The sequence below is a fragment of the Flagellimonas algicola genome, assembly GCF_005937185.1.
Classification (GTDB): domain Bacteria; phylum Bacteroidota; class Bacteroidia; order Flavobacteriales; family Flavobacteriaceae; genus Flagellimonas; species Flagellimonas algicola.
In genome coordinates this window covers 1,004,034-1,026,971 of sequence record NZ_VCNI01000001.1, presented here as the reverse complement: position 1 = coordinate 1,026,971, position 22,938 = coordinate 1,004,034, and the positions used below count along the sequence as shown (strand labels likewise).

The following is a 22,938-nucleotide window of genomic DNA, read 5'->3' as shown; positions in this document are numbered from 1 at the left end:
TGCCTGCCTGTCGGCAGACACGGCGCTCGAAGTGACAGATTCCCACAAATACAGAGATTGTATATCAGAATAATCATTTCTTACAACGAACTTGCGTTATTCAAGCTGTTTAATAACCTGTTCAGTAATTTCGGTGGGCTGTAAGGCAATGGATACCGTGATGGCATCCTCGGGAGGCTCCAAGGTATCAAATTGGGATTGGAGCAGGGTGGAGGTCATAAAATGCCCTTTACGGCTCTCCAACCTAGATTTTATTAATTCAAAAGAGCCTTCCAAAAATACAAATGCCAGTTTTTCGTTCATTCCTTGCCTCAGCAAATCCCTATAACTTTGTTTTAAGGCAGAACATGCGATAACCGCTCCAGTGCTTTGATATTCTTTGGCCAATTCGTTTAATCGTAGCAACCAGCCTTGTCGGTCGTGGTCATTCAAAGGCCGACCAGCCGACATTTTTTTAACGTTGGCTTCTGGATGGTAGTCGTCGCCGTCAAAAAACGGGATTCCCAATTGTTCAGAAAGCATAGTGCCAATGGTTGACTTGCCCGTTCCGGATACTCCCATGACGATTAATACCGTTATCTTACTCACTGCGTGTTTTATTTAATTCAATGTTGATTTTCTTTGAGACTTCTTTGAAATCCGTATCAAAATCCACCCATAGGATGTTTTCATTTTTACGTAACCAGGTAAGCTGTCTTTTTGCAAATCTCCGCGTATTTTTTTTGATTTCAGAAATGGCAAAATCCAACTCAAGCTGACCATCAAAATACTCAAAAAGTTCCCTGTACCCAACAGTTTGAAGCGCATTTAGCTGCTTATGGGGGTACAGATTTTTTGCTTCTTCCAATAATCCCTGATCCATCATAAGGTCAACACGCTCATTGATGCGATCGTAAATGAGCTCACGGTCTGCCTGTATTCCTACATACAATGTTTGAAAAGGCCTGGTATCTTTCTTCTGTTTAAGAAAGGAGGAGTAGGGTTTACCGGAAACGATGCAAACTTCCAACGCACGGATTAAACGATGTGGATTCTCTAAATCCACCATTTGATAATATCTAGCATCTTTGGACTTGAGTTCGGATTGCAAGGCATCCAATCCTTCTGTTTCCAATTTTTTATTTAAGAGGTCTCGAATTGAAGGGTCAACTTTGGGAAATTCATCCAAACCTTGAACAACTGCATCCACATAAAGTCCGCTTCCGCCCACCAGTACTGCGACATCCTTGGATTGAAAAAGTTCTTCCAGTTTTGTTAGTGCATCACCTTCAAAATCACCCACAGAATATGGTTCCTCAATACTTTTATGCTGAATAAAATGATGGGGGACGGTATTGAGTTCGTCTTTGGAAGGTACTGCGGTACCGATTCGCATTTCCTTGAAAAACTGACGTGAATCCGCTGAAAGGATTTCGGTGTCAAAATATTGGGCAATTTGTATGCTAAGGGCAGTCTTTCCAATGGCAGTAGGCCCCACCACGGCAATCAAGGTCTTGGAATTCATAATAAATCGCCACAGTTATAACAGTTGGTGGCATCGTCCCGATGCCCTTCAGCTGCACAGCTAGGGCAGGCTTGGGTATTGGTGTGTACCACACTGGCGGCCGTTTGCCCCTTTTTATGTCTGGAGAATTCAACGGTAACAATCCCAGTAGGTACCGCAATGATCCCATAACCCAAAATCATGATTACGGTGGCCAAAAACTGTCCCAGGTTGGTTTGAGGGGCAATGTCGCCATAACCCACGGTAGTCAAGGTCACTATGGTCCAGTAAATACTTCTGGGAATACTGGTAAATCCGGCTTCGTCACTTTCTATTAGGTACATTATGGTTCCCATAATTACAGAAAGAATAAGGACCACATAAATAAAAACGGCAATTTTGGCCCTGCTTGCTTTCAGTGCTGCTTTTAACTGGGACGCCTCGCCCATAAACTTCACCAACTTCAGAATCCTGAAAATCCGCAATAACCTAAAGGCCCTTACAGCCAATAGCACTTGGGATCCAGCCAAGATATAGGAGAGATATAGTGGAATGGTGGAGACAAAATCGATAATTCCGTAAAAGCTGAAAACGTACTTCCATGGCTTTTTTATACTGATGAGACGGGCAATGTACTCCAGCGTAAAGAAAATGGTAATGACCCATTCCAGGGTAAGTAGCACTTTGTGATAGTGCACATCTATCTCCTTGACACTTTCCAGCATTACCAAAACAACACTGAGCACAATTAAAATGATCAGGACCAAGTCAAATAGTTTACCCAAGGGGGTATCGGCTTCATAAATTATCTCATGAAGCGTGTTCTTCCAACCCGAATGTATTTTATGTGCTTTCAAGCGGTAGAGGTTAACTCCAAAACCTTGAGCCTACTGTTTTTTCTTAGGTACGATTCTACAATAAACGTAGTATTCTCGTCGCTGGTCATAGGGGTTATAATGGATTCTAAGATATGAATATTATTTATTTGATGGTTAAGCTCCACATATCCAAAACCTTTTAAAATGCCATCCTTAATCAAGATAAAACTACGTTCTCCCACTTCCCGGCCTTTGTCCAAAACGGCTATGCTTTTGCCCAACAAGCTGTATTTTTGGAATGCTGAACTGGCTTTTTGGTTGTAAACCGGAGCATTTTCGATATCGGTGCACCCTTGGGCGCATCCATTTTGGATATGTTTGCATTCAACATCCAATCCCAAAGAAGAGGGGCAAAGCTCGAACTCCTCGCTAATTTTTTTTAGAAAATTTTTGGCCGAAACCGCTCCGCTAAATCCAAGGTTCTGCTTTCTCCGAAATTTATTTTTTACAATTTCAACTTCAATATGCGGGGTTCCATTCTGATGGAAATTAATGACATGGGAAAACAATTTCTTTTTAGCAATGCTGTTATGCCTCGGATTGTTATTTTGCAGTTCTTGATACTCCTTGAGAATGGCCACCAGTTCACTACCAGTTCGTTCAAAGGAGACTTTTTTGGTTTCTTTCTGAAGTTTACGGGCCAGTTGCCCTACATTGGTAAAGTGCTGGTTGACTCTTTTCTTGGCATTCTTGGTCTTTCCTAGAAAAATGATTTCCCCCTCTTTGTCGTGCATATAGTACACACCAGTTTCCGATGGTAGATCGGATACAATATCCAGCTGGGTTGGCGAAAGCTCTCCTTCTGTTTCTTTTCTCACCACCTCTTTGACAATGGACTTGCTTGAATCCTTATCGAGCAACATCTTAAACAGTTTTAGGGTAGCTATGGCATCACCATTGGCCCTGTGCCTATCACTCATGGGAATCCCAAGAGATCTTACCAATTTGCCCAAACTGTGGGATTCTGCGTCGGGCAACAGTTTTTTGGAGAGGTCAACCGTGCAAAGGGTCTTTCGCTGAAAGTCATATCCCAATCTTCTGAATTCCGTACGAAGGATTCTATAATCAAACTGGGCATTGTGCGCTACCAGAATCGCTCCTTCCGTGATTTCCACTATGCGTTTGGCTACCTCATGGAATTTTGGAGCGGTACGCAGCATCTTGTTGTTGATGCCAGTAAGTTTGGTAACAAAAGGTTGGATTTCCCGCTCCGGATTGACAAGACTCATGAATGTATCCACCACCTGATTTCCATCATATTTGTGGATGGCAATTTCCATGATTCCCTCTTCGTTGTATTTACCTCCGGTGCTTTCTATATCGAGTACGGCGTACATGAATATGGTTGGAAAAAGGGATTAGTTATAATTCCGTGCTCCAAAGATACTACTTCCTATGCGCACCATGGTACTACCTTCCTTTATGGCTATGGAATAATCCCCGCTCATACCCATGGAGAGTACAGAAATGTTTGATAATTGGTCTTGCACTTTATCAAATATGAATTTTAAATGGGCAAATTCCTTTCGTATCTGATTTTGGTCTTCAGTTAAGGTAGCCATGCCCATTAAACCCTTGATTTGAACATGCTCCAACTGGGCAAAGGTTTCTGAAGATATCATTTCATGCAGCTCTTGTTCATCCAAACCAAATTTGGTAGACTCTTCGGCAATATGCATCTGTAAAAGACAAGGGATTACTCTCTTGTGCTTTTTAGCTTGTTTATCAATCTCCACAAGGAGCCGTAAACTATCCACCCCATGGATCAAACTCACAAACTCAGCCATATACTTCACCTTATTTCGCTGCACATGCCCAATCATATGCCATTCAATATCCTTGGGAAGCTGCTCCCACTTTTGGGCCATTTCCTGGATTTTGTTTTCCCCAAAAACCCGTTGGCCAGCCTCGTAGGCTTCCATTATAGTTTCAATAGGTTTGGTTTTGGAAACGGCTACTAAAGTAACCTCCTTTGGTAAGGAATCATTGATGTTTGTAAGGGTCTCTTTAATAGACATGCTGCTAAAATTCGTAAATAGCCAACCCACTACGGAGTTTGGGCTCAATATAAGTACTCTTGGGCGGCATTACCAAGCCTGCATCGGCAATGGCCTTGATTTCATCCATGCTAGTGGGGACCAAACTAAAGCCTACCGCAAAATTTCCACTGTCTATGGCGTCTTTCATTTGAATGACATTGTGTTTGCCATACCCATAAGAAATACGTTTATCATTCCTTAAATCATGAATGCCCAGGATAGGTTCCAAAATGGTCTTATATAGGATTTGGGTATCCAGTTCGCTAAGGGCATCAGTGATTTTATAGACCTTTTTGCGCAAATAGAGCGAAAAAAATTCCCCATCCAAATACATACTGAAGTGATGTTTTTGAGTAGGTTTATAAAGCCCATCGTCTTTTTTCTCTATTCTAAAAAGTTCATCCAACGCTATTAAAAATTCCTCTTTGGAAAGACCATTTAAGTCCTTTACCATTCTATTGAACTCGTAAATCTTGATTGCTGTTTCCGGAATGAGATAAGCCATAAAATAGTTGTAGGCCTCATGTCCAGTATGCTCGTCATTCTTAGTTTTCTTCTTTTCCGCGAGAAGATGGGAGGAGGCGCTTCTGTGATGTCCATCCGCAATGTAAAGCGCATCCATCTCTTCAAAGGCTTTTTGAAGTTGCTTTATAGTGGAAGAATCCCCAATTTTCCACAGCTGATGATTATACTTGTCCGTAGTGGTAAAATTATAAACAGGACTTTTGGAAGCTTCTGTGCCCAGAAGTGCGCTGATTGTGGAATTATCAGCATAGGTCATCAAAACAGGTTCTGCATTGAATCCTACGGTATCCAAATAATCGGCAAACAATTTTTCCCTACGCTGAATGGTATCCTCGTGTTTGCGTATAACATCGTTTTCATAATCCACCACGCTACAGGCACAAAAGAATCCCAAAGTTTTGAAACGGCCTTTGGATATTTGATAGAGATAAAAACAAGGTTCATTATCCTTTAGGAAAACGTTGTCTTCCAAAAATTCCAAATACCGATTGTGAACCAACCTGAACCGTTCTTTCCCTGAAATATTTTTATGAAACTTAAACCCGGGATTGAGAATATGCAAAAAAGAAAAGGGATTGTACTTTAAAACCGATTTAAGCTCATCTTTTGAATATTCCTCATAGGACCTGGTAGCCACAAATGAAGCTTTATCCTCAGCAGGACGAATGGCTTTAAAAGGTTTAATGATAGCCATGCCCTAGCTAAATTGATTCGCTACTTTTTCCGCCTTTCTGGATTCGGAGTAATCATAGAATCCTTCCCCGGATTTTACACCAAGCTTACCGGCCATGACCATGTTGACTAGAAGGGGGCATGGGGCATATTTCGGGTTTTTGAACCCATTGTACATGACCTTCAAAATGGAAAGACACACGTCAAGTCCAATAAAGTCCGCCAGTTGCAACGGTCCCATGGGGTGGGCCATACCCAATTTCATAACGGTGTCTATTTCCTGAACGCCTGCCACTGCATTGTAAAGCGTTTCAATAGCCTCATTGATCATGGGCATCAAAATACGGTTGGCCACAAAACCAGGATAATCGTTGACCTCAGTGGGCGTTTTGCCCAATTTCACAGAGAGATCCATAATGCTTTGGGTTACGTCATCTGAAGTACTATAACCACGGATGATTTCCACCAATTTCATAATGGGTACAGGATTCATGAAATGCATCCCAATTACTTTTTCAGGTCTGTTGGTTGCTGCAGCAATCTGGGTTATGGAAATGGAGGAGGTGTTGGTGGCCAACAAGGTTTTTGCATCGCAGATTTCATCCAGTTCCTTAAAAATGCCCAGTTTTATGTCCAGATTTTCTGTAGCCGCTTCAACCACCAAATCTACTTGGGCCACACCTTCCTTCAACACTGTAAAGGTTGTAATATTATCCAGGGTATTTTCCTTGTCCACAGCAGAGATTTTCTCTTTGACAATCATGCGATCCAAGTTTTTGGCAATGTTTGCCAAACCTATGTCCAAGGATGTTTGGGCAATATCAATAAGGTTGACTTGAAATCCGTTTTGGGCAAAAACGTGGGCGATTCCATTTCCCATGGTTCCAGCTCCAATTACAGCAATAGTTTTCATAAGATAGTTTGCTTTTAGCTTAAGCGAATCAATTTTCGAAGGATTCAATAATCTGTAAGGCCACACGAAGGGCATTGGTTCCTTGTTCCAAGGTCACGATGGGTTCTGTGTCCGTGTTGATGGCATCTGCAAAGGTTTCCAGCTCGTCTAAAATGGCATTGTTGGCTTGAATGTCAGGGTTCTCAAAATAAATTTGCTTCTTTTCTCCCTCGGCGTTTTGTAAGATCATATCAAAATCCCCTGGCTGTTTAGGGGCATCTTTCATCTTGACCACTTCCACCTTCTTCTCCAAGAAATCCACCGAAATGTAGGCATCTCGTTGGAAAAACCTTGACTTTCTCATATTCTTCAAAGAAATCCTGCTTGAGGTAAGGTTGGCCACGCAACCGTTTTCAAATTCAATACGGGCATTGGCAATGTCAGGAGATTTACTGATTACGGAAACCCCGCTGGCGTTGATTTGTTTCACCTCAGAATTGACCACACTTAAAATGGCATCAATATCATGAATCATAAGATCCAAAACCACAGGAACATCAGTTCCCCTGGGGTTGAATTCTGCCAAACGGTGTGTCTCTATGAACATGGGCGTGTCAATCTTATCCTTAACAGCTAAAAAAGCGGGATTGAATCGTTCCACATGCCCCACCTGTCCCTTTACGCTATGTTGATTAACTAGTTCGAGCAGTTGTTCTGCTTCATCCAAGGTGTTGGTAATCGGTTTTTCAATAAAGATATGCCGTCCTTTTTCAATAGCTTTTTTGGCACAATCAAAATGGGAAAGGGTAGGGGTAACTATATCAACAACATCTACTAAATCAATTAATTCATTGATATTTTCAATATAGGAGTAACCAAATTCGGCCGCTACTTTTTTAGCATTGATTTCATCGGGATCATAAAAACCAACAAGTTCGTATTTATCCGATTCGTTTAAGAGCCTTAGGTGGATTTTACCCAAATGTCCGGCACCGAGGACACCTACTTTTAGCATACCCATTGTTTTTGTCAAAAATAAGGATATGCCACCACTCTTCCATGAAAATTAGTGTGCAACCCACTATTAATTTTGCAAGGAACTTTTTAAATTCGTTGGCCAGACCAACAGCATGAAAGATACTCATAAACATAAGGGAATGCGCAACCAATTAACAGAGATATTGGTAGCCAAAGGAATAGCCGATAAAAAAGTTTTGGAGGCCATCAAAACCATTCCCAGACATCTTTTTTTGGATAGTGGTTTTGAGGATCATGCCTATCAGGACAAAGCTTTCCCTATAGGAGCGGAACAAACCATTTCCCAACCCTATACTGTTGCCTTCCAGACTGAGCTTCTTCAGATTAAACCTAATGACAGGATTTTAGAAATCGGGACGGGAAGCGGATATCAAACGGCAGTTTTGTTGCACCTAAAGGCCAAAGTTTACACCATTGAGCGGCAGCAAGAACTGTTTAAAAAGACAAAATTGTTCTTTGCCAAAATGAATTATCGACCCAAAAAAGTTGTTTTTGGGGATGGCTACAAGGGCTTGCCGGAAGACGCGCCATTTGATGGTATCATCGTAACAGCTGGTGCTCCAAAAGTCCCCAAGGCCCTAATGTCCCAATTGAAAGTAGGCGGGAAGTTAGTGATTCCTGTGGGTGTAGACAGTCAGACCATGACCTTGTTCACCCGAAAATCTGAAAAAGAATTTGAAAAGCAGGAGTTGGGGGCCTTTAGGTTTGTACCGCTACTGGAAAACAAAAACTGACCCCTTAACTGTTAAAGTTTTTTTTGATGCGGGATAGATCACGTTTGTTATCCCTGTCCTTCATGGTTTCCCTTTTGTCATACTGTTTTTTACCCTTTGCCAGACCAATGTTTACTTTGGCTAACCCCTTTTCATTTATAAATAGGTTGATTGGAATTATGGTAAGTCCAGAAGTGGCTACCTCCCTACGTAGTTTTTTTAGTTCTCTTTTGTTGAGCAAAAGTTTACGCTCCGCTTTGGGTTTGTGATTGTAGTAACCCCCATGGCTGTACTCATCCACTTGCATATTGATCACAAAAAGCTCCCCACGCTCATTGAACTCGCAAAAGCTTTGGGACAGCGAGGCTTTGCCCAATCTGATGGATTTGATCTCGGTCCCTCCCAAAACTATCCCAGCCATGTAGGTGTCCAAAATTTCGTAATCAAATCTGGCGCGCTTGTTTTTTATGTTAATGTTTTTCTGCATTGGGACAAAAATAGAAACTCTTTGTAATGTTGTATTGAATTTTACGATTATCTATGAAACCGATGTTTATGAAACCTGTTTTTTTTGGATTGATTTTGGTATTCACCTTGTCCTGTAAACAACAAGCCAAAACCCAATTAACAGCCCAAGAAATTGTAGACAAGTCCATTGAAATCAGTGGGGGACAACTGTATAAAACCCAAAGGACATCATTTAAGTTCAGGGGTAGAAAATACAGTTCGCAGATTGATAATGGTAAGAAGCTGTTGGAACGTATCACCTTCTTGGATTCTGTAACAATCAAGGATGTCAAGACCAATTCGGATTTGAAACGCTATTTCAATGATTCCCTAGTATCCTTACCCGATACTCTGGCTTTCAAATACGCAAATTCCGTAAACTCCGTACATTATTTTGCACGATTGCCCTATGGTTTGAACGACAAGGCGGTGCACAAAGAGCTACTGGGAACTGAAGCCATCAAGGGGGTGCCTTATTTTAAGCTAAAAGTAACCTTTGATCAAGAAGGGGGAGGTAAGGACTTTGATGACACCTATATCTATTGGTTTAACACCGAAACTTTTAAGGTGGATTATTTGGCCTATGACTATCACACCGATGGAGGAGGACAACGTTTTAGGGAAGCGTACAATGAAAGATTCGTGGAAGGAATTCGCTTTGTGGATTATAATAACCTCAAACCCAAAACCAAAGGAACGTCCCTGTTGGAAATTGGCAAAATGTTTGAAAAAGACGGTTTGGAGCTTCTGTCCAAAATTGAACTTGTTGACATTGAAGTTACTCCCTGACTAGTCAATCTGCAAACGGATATCTGTGGCTTCCCCATTAATGATGCGAATAACAAAAAGACTGCTGTTATCCGAGTCATCCATAGGTTGATATTTATCAACCCCCAACATTTTATTGACAAAATCAGGGGTGGTGTTGCTGTGTCCCACAACTAGCACATTCAATCTTTCGTTGGAATTTTTAAACGCCTCGATATCCAATGAAGCCGGATCGTAGTACTTGATGGGAATATCTTTCTTTACAGAGGTTGGCGCCGCTGTCATGGATGTTCGTTCATAATTTGTGGAGTATACGGCATCCAAATCAATAGGATCAAACACCTCGGCCCATTTAATGGCCCTGTTTAAACCATCCTGATTCAATTCAGGATCTCTATTTTCGGGGTCGGTTCTGTCCTTTTCCGCATGCCGTATAAAATAAAATGTGGAAATAACGGGATCTTCTGTAATTTCCATATCTTTAGTTGTCTCGTTGCATGCAACAGCTGCAATAGAACAAAATGCAATGGCGATAATAAGCTTGGTCATTCGCATAAATACTGATCTAAGTTTCCCTGAATTTTACACTTGTTGTGTTTAAAAGTAACGTTTAAATTTCAGTTTATCGTATGCTCAAACATTTGGCATGGCTATTACTGCTGCTTCCTGTGTCGATTCTTAGATCGCAGGAACGCACCTTGCCTGCTGATTTTCGGCAGCACAACCTGAGTCAATTTAACGCCAGCCTCTTGAACCCCACCTTTGCCTTGGATTGGAACAGGCCCAATGCCATGTCCATTTGGACACGGTGGCAATGGCAGACAGTTGACGGGGACCCTACCACTATTTTTACGAATTACACCCAACTCATAAACTCCAATGCAGCAGCTGGGGTTGGATTTTTGCAACACAACACGGGGACTTTTTTGAATACAGGTTTGAACCTGAACTATGTGCATGCTTTCCCTTTGGAAAACAACATTCGAATAGTTGTGGGAGCCAATATGTTTGGTTTTAGGGAAAAACTCGCGGACGATCGCTTTATTCCCAATCCAGATATTGAATTGCCTGAGTTGGAAACTACCAATGACTTTATTCTGACTTTTTCACCGGCAGTTCGTTTGCAGGTAAACCAGTTTAATTTGGGTTTGTCCATAGAAAATGCCATTGACGTAAATTTTTCTGAGAGCGCCTCAGGTAGGGGAGATGGAGGAACTGCTGTTGTAGGTACCATCAGCAACGATTTTCCCGTTTCTTTGTTCAACGGACTGGGTCAAAGCTTCGTGCGACCGTTACTATATTTAAAGTCAGTTCCGGATGGAGACACTCAGTTTGGGATCAATGGATTACTCTCCACTTCAAGCTTTTGGGTTCAAGGTGGATATAATAGTTTTTATGGCATCTCTGGAGGAGTAGGAGTAACCTTTGCAAATCAATTTTCTATTGGTGGCCTCATAGAAAAAGGAACAGACAATACTTTAAGGGACGAGAAATCCACATTTGAACTCATTCTCTCATATCACGGAGCAGCATCAGATAATCGGAAAAAAGTAGTTGACTTTGATTGGGAAAATGATGATGAACTTGCCCGCCTACGCATGCAGGAGGAGGAAGTCAGAAAACAAGAATTAGAGAACCAAAAACAGGAAGCGGAAAACAAAAGGCAGGAAGAAGAAAATAGGAAACAAGAGGAAGAAAACAGAAAACTTAAAGATGAAGAAAGAAGACAATTGGAGGAGGAAAATAGATTGGCAGCTGAACTAAAACGCAAAGAACAGGAACGCACGGCCGTGGAAGCGAAGAAAAAACAGGATTCCATTGCTGCTGCCGCACTGGATACTGCCAGATTATTGGCAGAACAAAGACGGAAGGATAGTATAGCCAAAGTTCAAAATGAAAAGGTAGAACTTCAAGGCAACGAAAAATATGAAGAGGTCACCAGTGCTGATGGTCTTGAACCCGGATTTTATCTAATTGCCAATGTTTTTGGAACCAAGAAATACCATGACGCCTTTATGACCAAACTAACCAAGGATGGATTGAATCCTAAATCATTCTTTAGGGCTTTGAATAAATATAGGTACGTGTATTTAGGTCGTTACAATACTATGAATGAGGCCCGTAGGGCACGAGACAGTAAGTTGGATGGAAAGTATCCGGACAAGACCTGGATTTTTAGAGTGCGGGCAAAATAAGGAACAGGTTCTTTATTTTTTGATTTCCCGCTGCACCAACTGTTCCAAATACGCAATAGTATTCACCAAGTACTTACGATCCCTGGTCATAGTTGACATGGTAATTGCACCTTGAAGCATGGTGAACAATTGTTTGGCAAATTGAAGTGGGGGGACGGGTAGGTGGATTTCCCCATGGTTAATGCCATTTTCCAAAACCAACGCAATCTTGCCTTCAATTTCTTTAATGGTTTCCTTAACGGCAGCCGACAACAAGTGGTTGTTGTGTTGCGCATCTACTCCAACATTTACTATAGGACATCCTCCCATGGGCAAGGTGTACACATCATATTGCCTATAAAACCGCAACAGCGAATGGATTTTATCCATGGAACTTCCTTCGACGGCCAATTTATCATCTATGATTGCCAATAAATGGTTGCGATTATACTCAAAGGCAGACATAGCAAGGGATTCCTTGTTCTCAAAGTTTCCGTAAATGGCTCCCTTGGTAAGTCCAGTTGCTTCGGTAAGATCACTCATGCTGGTTCCCACATAACCAAACTTGTTAAATATGGGCGCAACTGTCTCTATGATGTAAGCTGTGGTTCGTTCGGCTTTGGTAGACATTTTGGGTTTAGTTGGTCTTAGCTAATATATAAAAATATACTGTTGGGTATCAACATGCGGAATTTTTTAACATCACCTCCAGACCCGCTGTAAAAAGTTTATAAAGTTTTGGCTCATAATATTTTCAATGGCCTCGGTATTGTATCCTCTATTAGACAATAGCTCTGGAACCTGCTGCAAATCAGCTATGGTGTCCAAGTCTGAAGGGGATTGTTCCTTGCCAAAGGCACCATCCAGATCTGTACCAATACCTACATGGTTCGCATTGCCCGCCAGCTGGCAGATATGATCTATGTTGTCAATCATATGTTCAAGGGTTACCCCCATAGTTTTAGGGTTTGACTTACCGCGCACCCAATTAGGAACCATCATCCAGGCGTCCAACGGCATCCCGATAACTGCCTTGCGTTGTATCAATTCCTTAATTTGATTATCGGAAAATTGCCGATTGTGGTTTACCAATGCTCTACAATTACTGTGACTGGCCCATACCGGTCCATTGTAGCATTGCATGGTTTCCCAAAAACTTTCATCGCATAAATGGGTGGCATCAAGAATAAGATTCAACTCCTCAATTTTTTTCAGGAGTTCCTTTCCCTTGCTACCAATACCTCCTACAGAATCCGTTCCATGGGCATACACCCCAGGGCCATAATGTGCAGGTCCAATGGCTCTAAGCCCGGATGCATAGGCTTGCTCTAGATAACCCATGTCCACAATGGAATCAGCGCCTTCCAAACTAAGTATATAACCAATGGGTTTGTGACCTTCTTTATTTTGCCATAATTCCAAATGGGCATTCAAATGCTGAAGATTCGCAACTTGAACCATTTCACCGGCCTTTTCCATGGCACGGTACCAGGCAAGCTGTCCCTGGGTTTGTGCCCAAGCTTGGTGTTGGGAATTCCAACCGGGCAGTGGATTGTTTCGGTCGGAAAAGCGCGCTATCTGTGTTGCTACGCAGAGTCCAATATTTCCTTTTCGCATCGCCTCTAGGGAAACAGTGTTCTTCTCACGGTCGGGTTTGTCTGTCAGTCCTTTTTCCAGCTCACGAATCTCGGAAACGTGAAGTCGAAGATCTCTGTTCCATTCCAGGGCATTCATGGCTAGATCCAAGTGCGCATCAAATATGAGCATGAAAGTGTGTTGTATTAAATATTGAAATGCATCTTTTCAAAAAGCAAGGCATCAGCTCTTTAGTTGAAACATGGCCTCAATTTCCACAGGAATATTCTCAGGAAGCATCATGCCCACAGCGCTTCGAACGCCTATGCCGTTTTCGGTTCCAAAAACATCGGCCATAAGCTCGCTAAAACCATTGATCACATAAGGTTGTTTCCCAAAATCTGGTGTGCAATTGACCATCCCCAATACTTTGACCACACGCTCAATGCGATCTAAGCTTCCAAAGTGTGTGGTGATTGTGGATAACATGGTCAAACCAACCTGTCTTGCAGCCAATTTAGCGGCATCTTTGTCCAAATCATCTCCTGCTCGCCCTATCATAAGCGACCCATCCAGATTTACAGGACCTTGGCCAGACACGTACAGGAAATTATCCACGACCAAAATAGGTCTGTAAACCCCAGCTGGCGGTGGTGCGGGTGGCAGTACCAGGCCTAGTTCTTTTAATCGTTCCGAAGGTAATGTGGTCATAGTATTTAGATTATCATATTCATTGCCAGGACACCCAATAATCCCATAATACCCACCAAGGTTTCCATCACGGTCCAGGTGGACAATGTTTCTTTTACAGAAAGGTTGAAATATTCTTTAAACATCCAAAATCCGGTGTCGTTGACGTGGGACAGCATTAAACTACCAGAACCGATGGCGAGAACCATGAGTTCAGCACTTACATTGGCGCTGGAAGCCAAAGGCAAAACAATGCCTGCTGCAGTAAGTCCGGCTACGGTAGCAGAACCTACGCTAACCCGGATGGCAGTGGCAATCAACCAGGCCAAAACCAAGGGGGATACGGCCGAACCTTCCAAGCTGGAAGCTATGTATTCGCTAACCTTGCTATCTATTAAAACCTCTTTAAGCGCACCCGCTCCGGCAATAATCAATAAAATCATGGTAATGGTGGACACCGATGTGGAAATGGACTGCATCACCGTTTTCATGTCCTTGCCTCTTGCAATTCCGAGGGTGTATATGGCCATCAGAACAGAAACGAGCAAGGCAATCACGGGATTACCAAGAAACATCATAATGTCCCTCAGGATTCCTTCGGGCAGCAGATTTTCGGCCGCTATGGCAAGGCCTATCAAAATGATGGGTAAAAGTGCGGTCAATATACTAATGGCTGTGGAAGGCAATTTCTCCTCAGGAATCAAAACGGGATTATAAAATTCTTTCAGGGGTTTGGCCTCTACATTTTTGATGGTTCTGGCAAACAAGGGTCCTGCTACCAGTATGGCGGGAATTGCAATGATAATTCCATACATCAAGGTCTTTCCAATATCAGCACTGAACATGGCAGCAATGGCTGTTGGTGCAGGGTGGGGAGGAAGATATCCATGGGTCACTGAAAGGGAAGTCAGCATGGGGAGGCCCACATAAAGCAGTGGTAAACCCGTTGAGATGGCAATGGTAAAAACCAGAGGAATCAAAATCACAAAGCCTACGGAATAGAACATGGGAATTCCCACAATAAATCCGGTAACCACCATGGCCCATTGCACATTTTTAATTCCAAAGACATCCACTAGTCTTGTGGTAATTCGTTGGGCGGCGCCACTATCGGCAACCAATTTACCCAGCATGGCTCCCAGACCCAGAATCAGGACAAGGAAACCTAGTGTATTTCCAATACCTCGCTGTACGGAACTGACAATGTCCGGAAGCTGCATCCCTTGGAAGATTCCAACAAAAAGGCAGACTATGATGAACGCCAAAAAGGCATTCAATTTAACTCGAGCTATTAGGACAAACAGGATTAAAATGCCTAGAACGGCAATAATTATTGGCATGGCTGGATTTTATAAAAGCCCCTAAAATAAAGATTTGCTATGAGATATTGTGTTCAGATGTATGCTATTTTGTGATTATCTGGAATAATTTGAACAAACTAAAAAGCCCCAATATTTAAGAAAATTGGGGCTTTTTATAAGCGGCGGCTAGCTTAATTTACCAGCTCACTTTGGTTTCTGAAAACCAATTTATCATCAAAGGAGTCCAGAAGTATTATACTTTCGGCCTGAATTTTTCCTGCCAGCAGTTCTTTGGATAGATTGTTCAAAACTTCTTTCTGAATCAATCGTTTTACCGGCCTTGCTCCAAATTGCGGATCATACCCTTTGATCGCCAAATAATCAATCGCTTCTTCGGTGGCATCCAAAGTAATATGTTGTTTGGATACCAACTTCTTGAGCTGATCCAATTGAAGACGAACAATTTCCTTGATGTTGGATTTATCCAAAGGAGTGAACATGATGATATCATCAATCCTATTTAAAAACTCTGGACGAATGGTTTTGTGTAGCAATCCCATTACTTCCACCCGGGCTGCCTCAGCCGCATTGTTCAGATCTGTTGCATCCGCAAATTTTTCTTGGATGATTGGACTTCCCATATTGCTGGTCATGATAATGATGGCATTTTTAAAATCCGCTACCCGACCTTTATTGTCTGTGAGTCTACCTTCATCCAAAACCTGCAATAAAATGTTGAAGGTGTCCGGATGGGCCTTTTCTATTTCATCCAAAAGCACCACAGAATAAGGTTTCCTCCGTACCGCTTCGGTCAACTGACCTCCTTCGTCATAGCCCACGTATCCAGGGGGTGCTCCTACCAATCTACTTACGGCGTGCCGCTCCTGGTACTCGCTCATATCAATGCGGGTGATGGCATTTTCATCATCAAAAAGATAGGCCGCCAAGGTTTTGGCCAACTCCGTTTTTCCCACCCCGGTACTTCCTAAAAACAAAAACGAACCAATCGGTTTTTTAGCATCTTGCAAGCCGGCCCGACTTCTTCGTATGGCATCGGATACAGCTGTAATGGCCTCCTCTTGACCAACTACCCGCTTGTGGAGTACGTCTTCCAACTGCAATAGTTTTTCCCGTTCACTCTGCAACATTTTCGTTACGGGAATCCCAGTCCATTTGGCAACTACCTCTGCAATATCCTCATTGGTCACCTCTTCTTTGATCAAGGTGCCTGCGGTTTGTTGAGCAGCCAGTTCATCTTGTAACTTTTGAAGATTTTCTTGGGATTCCTTGATTTTACCATAGCGCAGCTCGGCCACTTTGCCGTAATCTCCATTACGTTCGGCACGTTCCGCTTCCAACTTGTAATTTTCAATGTCCTGTTTCGTCTTTTGGATATTGTCCACCACACTTTTCTCGCTTTCCCATTGTGCAAAGATTTCATTACGCTCTTCCTTCAGATTGGCCAGTTCCAGATTCAAGGTTTGCAACTTGGCCTTATCGTTTTCGCGTTTGATGGCTTCTATCTCAATTTCCAGCTGCATGATTTTTCGGTCCAGCACATCCAGTTCCTCTGGTTTGGAATTGATTTCCATCCGAAGTTTGGAAGCCGCTTCATCCATAAGGTCAATGGCTTTATCAGGCAAAAAGCGGTTGGTAATATAGCGCTGTGACAGTTCCACCGCAGAGATGACCGCCTCATCCTTGATACGCACTTTGTGGTGGGTCTCATATTTTTCCTTGATTCCCCTCAAAATGGAGATGGCACTTTCGGTATCGGGCTCGTCTATGATCACTTTTTGGAACCTGCGTTCTAAGGCCTTGTCCTTTTCAAAATATTTTTGGTATTCATCCAAGGTAGTGGCACCAATGGCCCTCAGTTCCCCACGGGCCAAAGCAGGTTTTAGGATGTTGGCCGCGTCCATGGCACCTTGACCACCTCCAGCTCCAACCAAGGTGTGAATTTCATCAATGAACAATACAATGTCCCCATCAGAAGAAGTTACTTCCTTGATCACGGCTTTTAAGCGCTCCTCAAACTCTCCTTTAAATTTGGCTCCTGCAATCAGGGCTCCCATATCCAGGGAATAGATAATCTTGTCTTTTAGATTTTCTGGAATATCACCCTGAACAATTCTATGTGCCAAGCCTTCGGCAATGGCGGTTTTACCAACACCAGGTTCCCCCACAAGCATGGGATTGTTTTTAGTCCTACGCGAAAGAATTTGCAATACCCGCCGAATTTCCTCATCCCGCCCAATTACGGGATCCAACTTTCCATTATCCGCCAACTTGTTGAGGTTTTTGGCGTATTTATCCAAAGAATTATAGGTGTCCTCAGCACTTTGGGAGGTAACTTTTCCCCCTTTTCGCAGTTCTTGGATTGCAGCGTTTAAGTCTTTTTCGCTTACCTCTTGATCTTTGAGTATTTGGGCAATCTTGCTTTTGGACTTGAAAATTGCCAAGAGCAGATGTTCAATGGACACAAATTCATCGCCCATCTTTTTGGCAACAATATTGGCTTCGTTCAAAGATTTACCGGCATTTTGGGAGAGCATAATGTCACCACCTGAAACTTTGGAGAAGCTCTCCAATTCCTTGTCCAAAATTTGGTCAAGCAAGGAAGTGTTCACGTTCAATTTTTTTAAAATGAAGGGCAGAACGTTTTCATCTACAAGACCAATGGCCTTGAAAAGGTGTTCGTTTTCTATGTGTTGATGCCCCATTTCCTGCGCAAGCTGTTGAGCCTGTTGTAGGGCTTCCTGTGATTTTATCGTAAAGTTGTTAAAGTTCATCTCAATCGTTTTGTATAGGGATTGTCAACAACCCTACCATTTGTTCCAGACGGTCAAAATGTCGCTAAAAGCCTAAAAACACAGGACATTTCGTCAGTTTGTAAGCTTTTTGCCCAAGCTCGACATAACTTATAAATTTGCAGCATGGGATTATTCGGTAACGTATTTGGGAAAAAGGAAGAAAAGGAAAAGACAAGTTCAAAAGTACCATGGATTCCTTTGGAATCTTTGGAGCAATTGGAAACGATTGTGGAAAAATCCAAAACCCGGACTCAAATCATTTTTAAGCATTCCACTACTTGTGGTATTAGCCGAATGGTTTTGAATATGTTTACCGGAAGCTATGATTTGGGTGATGAAAATGATATCTACTTTTTGGATTTGCACGCGCACAGAGGGGTGTCCAATGCGGTGGAAAGTAAATTCCGGGTAAGGCATCAGTCCCCACAGCTACTGATCATAAAAAATGGGGAGGCAAGTTTCCATACCTCGCATGGAGCAATCGCGGATACGGATTTAAAGGAAGTGGTTTAGGAAGGAATAAAATAAATTCGAGCGCCCATTTTCTGGGCGCTCGAACTCACTTTATCTAGTATCTAATATGCAGTTTCTAATCATTGAATTGATTATCCGCCACAAACTGGTTTTGTGCTATGATGGACTTCAATCTGGCTTTTAAATCTTCTCCAGCATCGTAGACCATTTGTTCATTGGTAGGGAAGGGTACGGCCCTTACATTCAAAAGGTTCACCAAGTCTGTATCCAAGGCTCTTTTATCGCCTCTGTAGTTGGCATATATATGCTCAAAGACAAATTCACTAGCCAGGGGATAGGAGTTGATTTCCTGTCCGTTAGCCAAATTGGTGAAGCTTACCTTGGCCCCAATTTGGGCGGCTTTAAACTGTGTGAACTGGTAGAAATTGCATCGTACCGTTCTAAACTTATCCACTTTGATTCGGTTGCCCAAACTATCCTTTACGGCATTCCCGTCATCATCCAATAAGTATTCAAATCCGTCCTTGATTTGTTTTTCCTTAATGATCTGCTTTTCATTGATCTGCTCTGGAGAAATACTGATTTCCCTGAAATTTAGATTGAGTGCATAATCATAATTCACATTTTCCAAAGGATTGGTGTGAAACTCCGTCCAAAAGTTATTGATACCATAAGCATTGAAATCCATTAGCTCGGTCTCCAATCGCTCAGGGATGATCTGTTCGGTCTCATTCCCGATATCAACTCGCACATACTCCAAACCTTTGTTATAGGCCTCGTCCATTTTGGCAATGGTTTCCTTATAACCCGGATTAATGTCCTGTAAATACTTCAATTCACTATAAACGGATCTGTACTCAAATTTCTCCTTGGCATTGGTCAACATATTGTTGGCATTGCTGTACAAATATTCCGAAAGATTGGTTTTGGTAGCCAGAATTCGGCTATCGAAATTCTGGAAATTGAACCTGGCTTCCCGGCCTTCTTCGTAAATAGGAAGAGGCATTAAAGGTCTTATCCTTTGTTGCATTTCCTTCAAATGAAGGTATTTGTTGTATATGTTTTCCAAGTTCGCCGGATTGCCATCTTGTTGCAAAAAAGCAATCTGTTCAAGCTCTCGCTGTGTATGCTTGGCAAAGGCATCTTCCAACAGTACCACATAGGGTTGATGCCCTTTTTTGGTTTTGTTTTCCGAAAGATTCTTGATGGCCTTGTTCATGGCAGAAACGTAATTTCCGCTATTCAAAGCTTCCTGGGTCTTTTTTACGCCTCCGCAGGCGACAAGTAGTACTAGGGTACCAAAGAGTAGTATTTTCTTCATGGCTTTCTGATTTTATTGGTTATGGTTGGTTTTTCAACAGCCGTGCCAAAAACCTTCAAATTATTAACGAAAAAGGTTCAACGGTAGTATAAAATCGATGAAATGCACAAAAGCAGGTCATTTTTCAGTGGTGAAATTGAGCTTGAGTGTTGTTAATTGTTGTTTGATAAAATTGATTTTTGGCACAATTTTTTTCAGTTCCGTTAGCTTTTCTATTCGTACTTTTAGCACTTCTAAATTCATAGGCAAAAATGGAAAGAGATCACCGAATTTTTGAACTCATTGAAGACGAAAAAGAAAGACAGCTGGAAGGCTTGGAACTGATTGCTTCCGAAAATTTTGTAAGCCCCCAAGTCATGGAGGCTGCGGGTTCGGTACTTACCAATAAATATGCGGAAGGCTACCCTGGAAAGCGCTATTACGGAGGCTGTGAGGTAGTGGATCAGGTTGAGCAATTGGCCATTGATCGGGCCAAAGAATTGTTTGGTGCCGCCTATGCCAATGTACAGCCACATTCGGGTTCCCAGGCCAATGCCTCGGTGTACCACGCCTGTCTTCAACCAGGTGATACCATTTTAGGGTTTGATCTCTCCCATGGAGGGCATTTGACCCACGGTTCCCCAGTGAATTTCTCCGGAAAACTCTACAACCCCGTTTTTTATGGGGTGGATGAGGAAACTGGGATGTTGAACTATGATAAAATCCAAGAAGTTGCAGATAAAGAAAAACCCAAACTGATCATCGCAGGGGCGTCTGCCTACTCACGAGACATGGATTTTAAACGGTTTAGGGAAATAGCGGACAGCGTTGATGCCATTTTAGTGGCAGATATCTCCCACCCAGCTGGCTTGATTGCCAAGGGTATTATGAACGATCCCATTCCGCATTGCCATATTGTGACCACAACCACTCACAAAACCTTACGCGGACCAAGAGGGGGGCTCATCTTGATGGGAGAGAACTTTGAAAACCCGTTCGGTATTCGATTAAAGAATGGCAACTTGAGAAAAATGTCAGGCCTTTTGGATTTGGCGGTTTTTCCGGGCAACCAAGGAGGGCCTTTGGAGCATACCATAGCGGCCAAGGCGGTAGCCTTTGGTGAAGCCCTTACGGATGACTTCTTGCATTACATTATCCAAGTAAAGAAAAATGCGGAGGCCATGGCCAAGGCATTTGTGGCCAGGGATTACAAAGTAATCTCCGGTGGAACAGACAATCATATGATGCTCATTGACCTAAGGAACAAGAACATAACCGGAAAAGATGCCGAAAAGGCGTTGGAACTTGCAGCTATTACCGCCAACAAGAATATGGTTCCCTTTGATGATCAATCACCCTTTATAACTTCCGGAATACGTTTTGGAACTTCTGCGGTAACCACTCGCGGACTCAAGGAAGCTGATATGGAAACCATTGTGGGTTACATAGATGAGGTACTTATGGATGCTACCAACGAGAATAGCATAGCGGGTATAAAGCAAAAGGTGCATGACCTCATGCATTCAAGACCATTGTTCAGTGCTTAAACTGGACAAGGAGTTTCTTTACAGCCCATACTGGTAGAAAGGAGTTTTAGTCCAATAGGAAAAAATCTTCTTTCTTCATGGTTTTGCTTTCCAAGGAATAGACCATCACATCGTGTTGTGGGTCATCTTCAAAATACAGGCCCCAGTGATCAAAGTAACTTTGTTCCCAATTTTCCAACGAAGCTCCCTTTTGGGAAGCGTCTTCAAAAACGGATACAAAGATTTCATAGGGCATTTCCGTCAGGCCTTTGGTGAAATACACAAAATGTTCGCTGGCCTTGTTGATAATGGCCCCCAATTGGTCCGGGATGCTGTAATCTTGGATTCTAGTTATAATAACGGAAGTGTCCCTAAAGTGGATAGACAACTCGGCGATGTCTATGTTTCCGTCATTCAAATTGCTCAACTGCTCAAAAGCAGTGTCAAAAGAGGATTTTCCATTTTCGGTGCAGGAAAATCCACCCCAATTACCAGTGCTGAAATGGTGCAAACCTTCGGTAAGACCAAAGTTGCAAGAAACATCTAAAATTAATTCGGTTCTCTCAGTTGCTCTTTCATATTGACATTTTACCGTCAATTCCGCGAAAAAATCTTTTTCAAGAACCCTAATGAATTCGTCCAGTCCTTCTGCAGCAACAAATGTCCTGATACCAGTTAGGGGGAAAATGAGATTGGATCTTTTTTGGTATGGCATTGCGTTTCTTCATCGTGTTCCCTATCAAAGTTAAAACGAAACTTTATCAATCTGTTGGAGGAAATCCTTAAAAATTCTGGGGATTTCCCGCAATTTACCCCCCTTTTTAGGGGTTTTTCGGGAAAAAAGAAAAAACGGCCTTCGGGAAATCACCCTCTGGTGATTACAAATCGACTATATGAACCCTCGGTTTTTTGCCGCTAAAATCAAGGCAAGATCATTCTCGTTTTCGGTACCAAAAAGGGTTTTCATATGCCTTTTTCGGTTTTCTATGGAAGAAGGTGACAAACGAATATGTTGTTCCAAATCCTTGTTTTTGGTTCCAATGGATAAATGGTAGAGAATCTTCTTGTCCTTTTCATCCAAGTCAATATCGTTCTTCAACTTTTTACGAATGGCCGCCAAGGCTTTGGAGGAATAATATGGGGGATTCAGTGTTACGGTCTTCACCGCATCTTCTAAAGTTTGGGGGTCTATATCGTTTTTGATCAGGTAACCATCCGGGTCCACAGATTTTAATATGCTGTTGATCCTAAAATTATCGCTGAAGGAAGACATGAATATAATCTTGGTCTCTGGAACCAGTCGCCGTGCCAACTTGCCCAAATCTTCTCCGGTATTGGGTTGATCTTCATTGGGTGGATACAATTGCACGTCTAAAAACAGGATATCATATTTAAAAGAGTCCACGGATTCTTCGATCATCCGTTTGCCCAGTTCATAGGAATTGGCCGTATCCACAATAATGGAATATCCTTCAAAAACTATGCGCTCTAGGATATACTTGTATCCCAGCATCGTCATCTCATGATCATCAATGGTTAAAATTCGTAGTGTTTTCATACGTTCCGTATT

General features: G+C 42.4%; 23 protein-coding genes. 5 read left to right on the top strand and 18 right to left on the bottom strand.

The genetic code is table 11. The features are described 5' to 3' along the window. Window positions 1-96: 96 nt before the first annotated feature. Genes FGG15_RS04465 through FGG15_RS04430 form a run of 8 tightly spaced genes read right to left on the bottom strand, consistent with a single transcriptional unit; the run spans window position 97 to window position 7,504 of the window. Entirely contained in the window at window positions 97-588 is a 492-nt protein-coding gene (locus tag FGG15_RS04465) for a gluconokinase (RefSeq protein WP_237561745.1), read from the bottom strand. Next, window positions 581-1,504: a tRNA (adenosine(37)-N6)-dimethylallyltransferase MiaA gene (gene miaA / locus FGG15_RS04460; protein ID WP_138833628.1), complete on the bottom strand. Its 924-nt coding sequence runs from the start codon at window positions 1,502-1,504 to the stop codon at window positions 581-583. The genes FGG15_RS04465 and miaA overlap by 8 nt, the downstream gene beginning before the upstream one ends. Further along, a complete protein-coding gene (locus FGG15_RS04455) occupies window positions 1,501-2,340 on the bottom strand; it encodes an ion transporter (RefSeq protein WP_138833626.1) in 840 nt (279 codons plus the stop codon). The genes miaA and FGG15_RS04455 overlap by 4 nt, the downstream gene beginning before the upstream one ends. Further along, window positions 2,337-3,698, bottom strand: a complete 1,362-nt coding sequence (locus FGG15_RS04450; RefSeq protein ID WP_138833624.1) for an exonuclease domain-containing protein — start codon at window positions 3,696-3,698, stop codon at window positions 2,337-2,339. The genes FGG15_RS04455 and FGG15_RS04450 overlap by 4 nt, the downstream gene beginning before the upstream one ends. Window positions 3,699-3,719: 21 nt before the next feature. After that, a complete protein-coding gene (locus FGG15_RS04445) occupies window positions 3,720-4,379 on the bottom strand; it encodes a YggS family pyridoxal phosphate-dependent enzyme (RefSeq protein ID WP_138833622.1) in 660 nt (219 codons plus the stop codon). A gap of 4 nt (window positions 4,380-4,383) precedes the next feature. After that, the gene (locus FGG15_RS04440) at window positions 4,384-5,619 is read right to left on the bottom strand and encodes a DUF1015 domain-containing protein (protein ID WP_138833620.1); all 1,236 of its coding nucleotides are present in this window, start codon (window positions 5,617-5,619) and stop codon (window positions 4,384-4,386) included. Between the two features lie 3 nt (window positions 5,620-5,622). Beyond that, window positions 5,623-6,510, bottom strand: coding sequence for a 3-hydroxyacyl-CoA dehydrogenase family protein (locus tag FGG15_RS04435; RefSeq protein WP_138833618.1), 888 nt, complete (start codon window positions 6,508-6,510; stop codon window positions 5,623-5,625). 28 nt (window positions 6,511-6,538) lie between these two features. Beyond that, window positions 6,539-7,504 carry a Gfo/Idh/MocA family protein gene (locus FGG15_RS04430; protein ID WP_138833616.1) on the bottom strand — a complete coding sequence of 322 codons (966 nt, stop codon included), beginning with the start codon at window positions 7,502-7,504 and terminating at the stop codon, window positions 6,539-6,541. A 115-nt stretch (window positions 7,505-7,619) separates the two neighbouring features. Between FGG15_RS04430 and FGG15_RS04425 the strand changes: the two genes are divergently transcribed. Beyond that, on the top strand, window positions 7,620-8,261 hold the full coding sequence (locus FGG15_RS04425) for a protein-L-isoaspartate(D-aspartate) O-methyltransferase (protein ID WP_138833615.1): 642 nt from the start codon (window positions 7,620-7,622) through the stop codon (window positions 8,259-8,261). Window positions 8,262-8,265: 4 nt separating this feature from the next. On the opposite strand, the gene smpB is transcribed toward FGG15_RS04425, so the two are convergent. Next, window positions 8,266-8,727 carry an SsrA-binding protein SmpB gene (gene smpB / locus FGG15_RS04420; protein WP_138833613.1) on the bottom strand — a complete coding sequence of 154 codons (462 nt, stop codon included), beginning with the start codon at window positions 8,725-8,727 and terminating at the stop codon, window positions 8,266-8,268. A 68-nt stretch (window positions 8,728-8,795) separates the two neighbouring features. Here smpB and FGG15_RS04415 point away from each other — a divergent pair, with 68 nt between their 5' ends. Beyond that, complete coding sequence (locus FGG15_RS04415) at window positions 8,796-9,536, top strand: DUF6503 family protein (protein ID WP_138833611.1); 741 nt, start codon at window positions 8,796-8,798, stop codon at window positions 9,534-9,536. Here the strand turns inward: FGG15_RS04415 and FGG15_RS04410 are convergent, their stop codons facing one another. Beyond that, a complete protein-coding gene (locus FGG15_RS04410) occupies window positions 9,537-10,064 on the bottom strand; it encodes a SixA phosphatase family protein (RefSeq protein ID WP_237561744.1) in 528 nt (175 codons plus the stop codon). A gap of 80 nt (window positions 10,065-10,144) precedes the next feature. On the opposite strand from FGG15_RS04410, the gene FGG15_RS04405 reads away from it, so the two are divergent. Further along, window positions 10,145-11,710 carry a PorP/SprF family type IX secretion system membrane protein gene (locus FGG15_RS04405; RefSeq protein ID WP_138833607.1) on the top strand — a complete coding sequence of 522 codons (1,566 nt, stop codon included), beginning with the start codon at window positions 10,145-10,147 and terminating at the stop codon, window positions 11,708-11,710. Window positions 11,711-11,722: 12 nt separating this feature from the next. Here the strand turns inward: FGG15_RS04405 and FGG15_RS04400 are convergent, their stop codons facing one another. The 5 genes from FGG15_RS04400 to clpB form a co-directional block, all read right to left on the bottom strand. Next, the gene (locus FGG15_RS04400; protein WP_138833605.1) at window positions 11,723-12,319 is read right to left on the bottom strand and encodes a TetR/AcrR family transcriptional regulator; all 597 of its coding nucleotides are present in this window, start codon (window positions 12,317-12,319) and stop codon (window positions 11,723-11,725) included. Window positions 12,320-12,391: 72 nt separating this feature from the next. Then, window positions 12,392-13,456: a dipeptidase gene (locus tag FGG15_RS04395; protein ID WP_138833603.1), complete on the bottom strand. Its 1,065-nt coding sequence runs from the start codon at window positions 13,454-13,456 to the stop codon at window positions 12,392-12,394. A gap of 51 nt (window positions 13,457-13,507) precedes the next feature. Continuing rightward, on the bottom strand, window positions 13,508-13,975 hold the full coding sequence (locus FGG15_RS04390) for a RidA family protein (RefSeq protein ID WP_138833601.1): 468 nt from the start codon (window positions 13,973-13,975) through the stop codon (window positions 13,508-13,510). Window positions 13,976-13,980: 5 nt separating this feature from the next. Next, entirely contained in the window at window positions 13,981-15,294 is a 1,314-nt protein-coding gene (locus FGG15_RS04385; RefSeq protein ID WP_138833599.1) for a gluconate:H+ symporter, read from the bottom strand. Between the two features lie 152 nt (window positions 15,295-15,446). Then, window positions 15,447-18,047, bottom strand: a complete 2,601-nt coding sequence (gene clpB, locus FGG15_RS04380; protein WP_138833597.1) for an ATP-dependent chaperone ClpB — start codon at window positions 18,045-18,047, stop codon at window positions 15,447-15,449. Window positions 18,048-18,191: 144 nt separating this feature from the next. On the opposite strand from clpB, the gene ytxJ reads away from it, so the two are divergent. Further along, window positions 18,192-18,581 (top strand): bacillithiol system redox-active protein YtxJ, encoded by a 390-nt coding sequence (ytxJ, locus tag FGG15_RS04375; RefSeq protein ID WP_138833595.1) that lies wholly within the window; start codon window positions 18,192-18,194, stop codon window positions 18,579-18,581. A gap of 76 nt (window positions 18,582-18,657) precedes the next feature. Here the strand turns inward: ytxJ and FGG15_RS04370 are convergent, their stop codons facing one another. Next, window positions 18,658-19,863 carry a hypothetical protein gene (locus tag FGG15_RS04370; protein ID WP_138833593.1) on the bottom strand — a complete coding sequence of 402 codons (1,206 nt, stop codon included), beginning with the start codon at window positions 19,861-19,863 and terminating at the stop codon, window positions 18,658-18,660. A gap of 251 nt (window positions 19,864-20,114) precedes the next feature. On the opposite strand from FGG15_RS04370, the gene glyA reads away from it, so the two are divergent. Beyond that, window positions 20,115-21,389 (top strand): serine hydroxymethyltransferase, encoded by a 1,275-nt coding sequence (gene glyA, locus FGG15_RS04365; RefSeq protein WP_138833591.1) that lies wholly within the window; start codon window positions 20,115-20,117, stop codon window positions 21,387-21,389. A 46-nt stretch (window positions 21,390-21,435) separates the two neighbouring features. On the opposite strand, the gene FGG15_RS04360 is transcribed toward glyA, so the two are convergent. Beyond that, on the bottom strand, window positions 21,436-22,083 hold the full coding sequence (locus FGG15_RS04360) for a hypothetical protein (RefSeq protein WP_138833589.1): 648 nt from the start codon (window positions 22,081-22,083) through the stop codon (window positions 21,436-21,438). Between the two features lie 174 nt (window positions 22,084-22,257). Then, the gene (locus FGG15_RS04355) at window positions 22,258-22,926 is read right to left on the bottom strand and encodes a response regulator transcription factor (RefSeq protein WP_138833587.1); all 669 of its coding nucleotides are present in this window, start codon (window positions 22,924-22,926) and stop codon (window positions 22,258-22,260) included. Window positions 22,927-22,938 lie beyond the last annotated feature (12 nt).

Excerpts from the sequence above, each read along its gene's own strand:
- miaA (WP_138833628.1), bottom strand. The coding sequence starts at position 1,504 with ATGAATTCCAAGACCTTGATTGCCGTGGTGGGGCCTACTGCCATTGGA.
- FGG15_RS04450 (WP_138833624.1), bottom strand. The coding sequence starts at position 3,698 with ATGTACGCCGTACTCGATATAGAAAGCACCGGAGGTAAATACAACGAA.
- FGG15_RS04445 (WP_138833622.1), bottom strand. The coding sequence starts at position 4,379 with ATGTCTATTAAAGAGACCCTTACAAACATCAATGATTCCTTACCAAAG.
- FGG15_RS04440 (WP_138833620.1), bottom strand. The coding sequence starts at position 5,619 with ATGGCTATCATTAAACCTTTTAAAGCCATTCGTCCTGCTGAGGATAAA.
- FGG15_RS04435 (WP_138833618.1), bottom strand. The coding sequence starts at position 6,510 with ATGAAAACTATTGCTGTAATTGGAGCTGGAACCATGGGAAATGGAATC.
- FGG15_RS04430 (WP_138833616.1), bottom strand. The coding sequence starts at position 7,504 with ATGCTAAAAGTAGGTGTCCTCGGTGCCGGACATTTGGGTAAAATCCAC.
- FGG15_RS04425 (WP_138833615.1), top strand. The coding sequence starts at position 7,620 with ATGAAAGATACTCATAAACATAAGGGAATGCGCAACCAATTAACAGAG.
- smpB (WP_138833613.1), bottom strand. The coding sequence starts at position 8,727 with ATGCAGAAAAACATTAACATAAAAAACAAGCGCGCCAGATTTGATTAC.
- FGG15_RS04415 (WP_138833611.1), top strand. The coding sequence starts at position 8,796 with ATGAAACCTGTTTTTTTTGGATTGATTTTGGTATTCACCTTGTCCTGT.
- FGG15_RS04410 (WP_237561744.1), bottom strand. The coding sequence starts at position 10,064 with ATGACCAAGCTTATTATCGCCATTGCATTTTGTTCTATTGCAGCTGTT.
- FGG15_RS04405 (WP_138833607.1), top strand. The coding sequence starts at position 10,145 with ATGCTCAAACATTTGGCATGGCTATTACTGCTGCTTCCTGTGTCGATT.
- FGG15_RS04400 (WP_138833605.1), bottom strand. The coding sequence starts at position 12,319 with ATGTCTACCAAAGCCGAACGAACCACAGCTTACATCATAGAGACAGTT.
- FGG15_RS04395 (WP_138833603.1), bottom strand. The coding sequence starts at position 13,456 with ATGCTCATATTTGATGCGCACTTGGATCTAGCCATGAATGCCCTGGAA.
- FGG15_RS04390 (WP_138833601.1), bottom strand. The coding sequence starts at position 13,975 with ATGACCACATTACCTTCGGAACGATTAAAAGAACTAGGCCTGGTACTG.
- FGG15_RS04385 (WP_138833599.1), bottom strand. The coding sequence starts at position 15,294 with ATGCCAATAATTATTGCCGTTCTAGGCATTTTAATCCTGTTTGTCCTA.
- clpB (WP_138833597.1), bottom strand. The coding sequence starts at position 18,047 with ATGAACTTTAACAACTTTACGATAAAATCACAGGAAGCCCTACAACAG.
- ytxJ (WP_138833595.1), top strand. The coding sequence starts at position 18,192 with ATGGGATTATTCGGTAACGTATTTGGGAAAAAGGAAGAAAAGGAAAAG.
- FGG15_RS04370 (WP_138833593.1), bottom strand. The coding sequence starts at position 19,863 with ATGAAGAAAATACTACTCTTTGGTACCCTAGTACTACTTGTCGCCTGC.
- glyA (WP_138833591.1), top strand. The coding sequence starts at position 20,115 with ATGGAAAGAGATCACCGAATTTTTGAACTCATTGAAGACGAAAAAGAA.
- FGG15_RS04360 (WP_138833589.1), bottom strand. The coding sequence starts at position 22,083 with ATGCCATACCAAAAAAGATCCAATCTCATTTTCCCCCTAACTGGTATC.
- FGG15_RS04355 (WP_138833587.1), bottom strand. The coding sequence starts at position 22,926 with ATGAAAACACTACGAATTTTAACCATTGATGATCATGAGATGACGATG.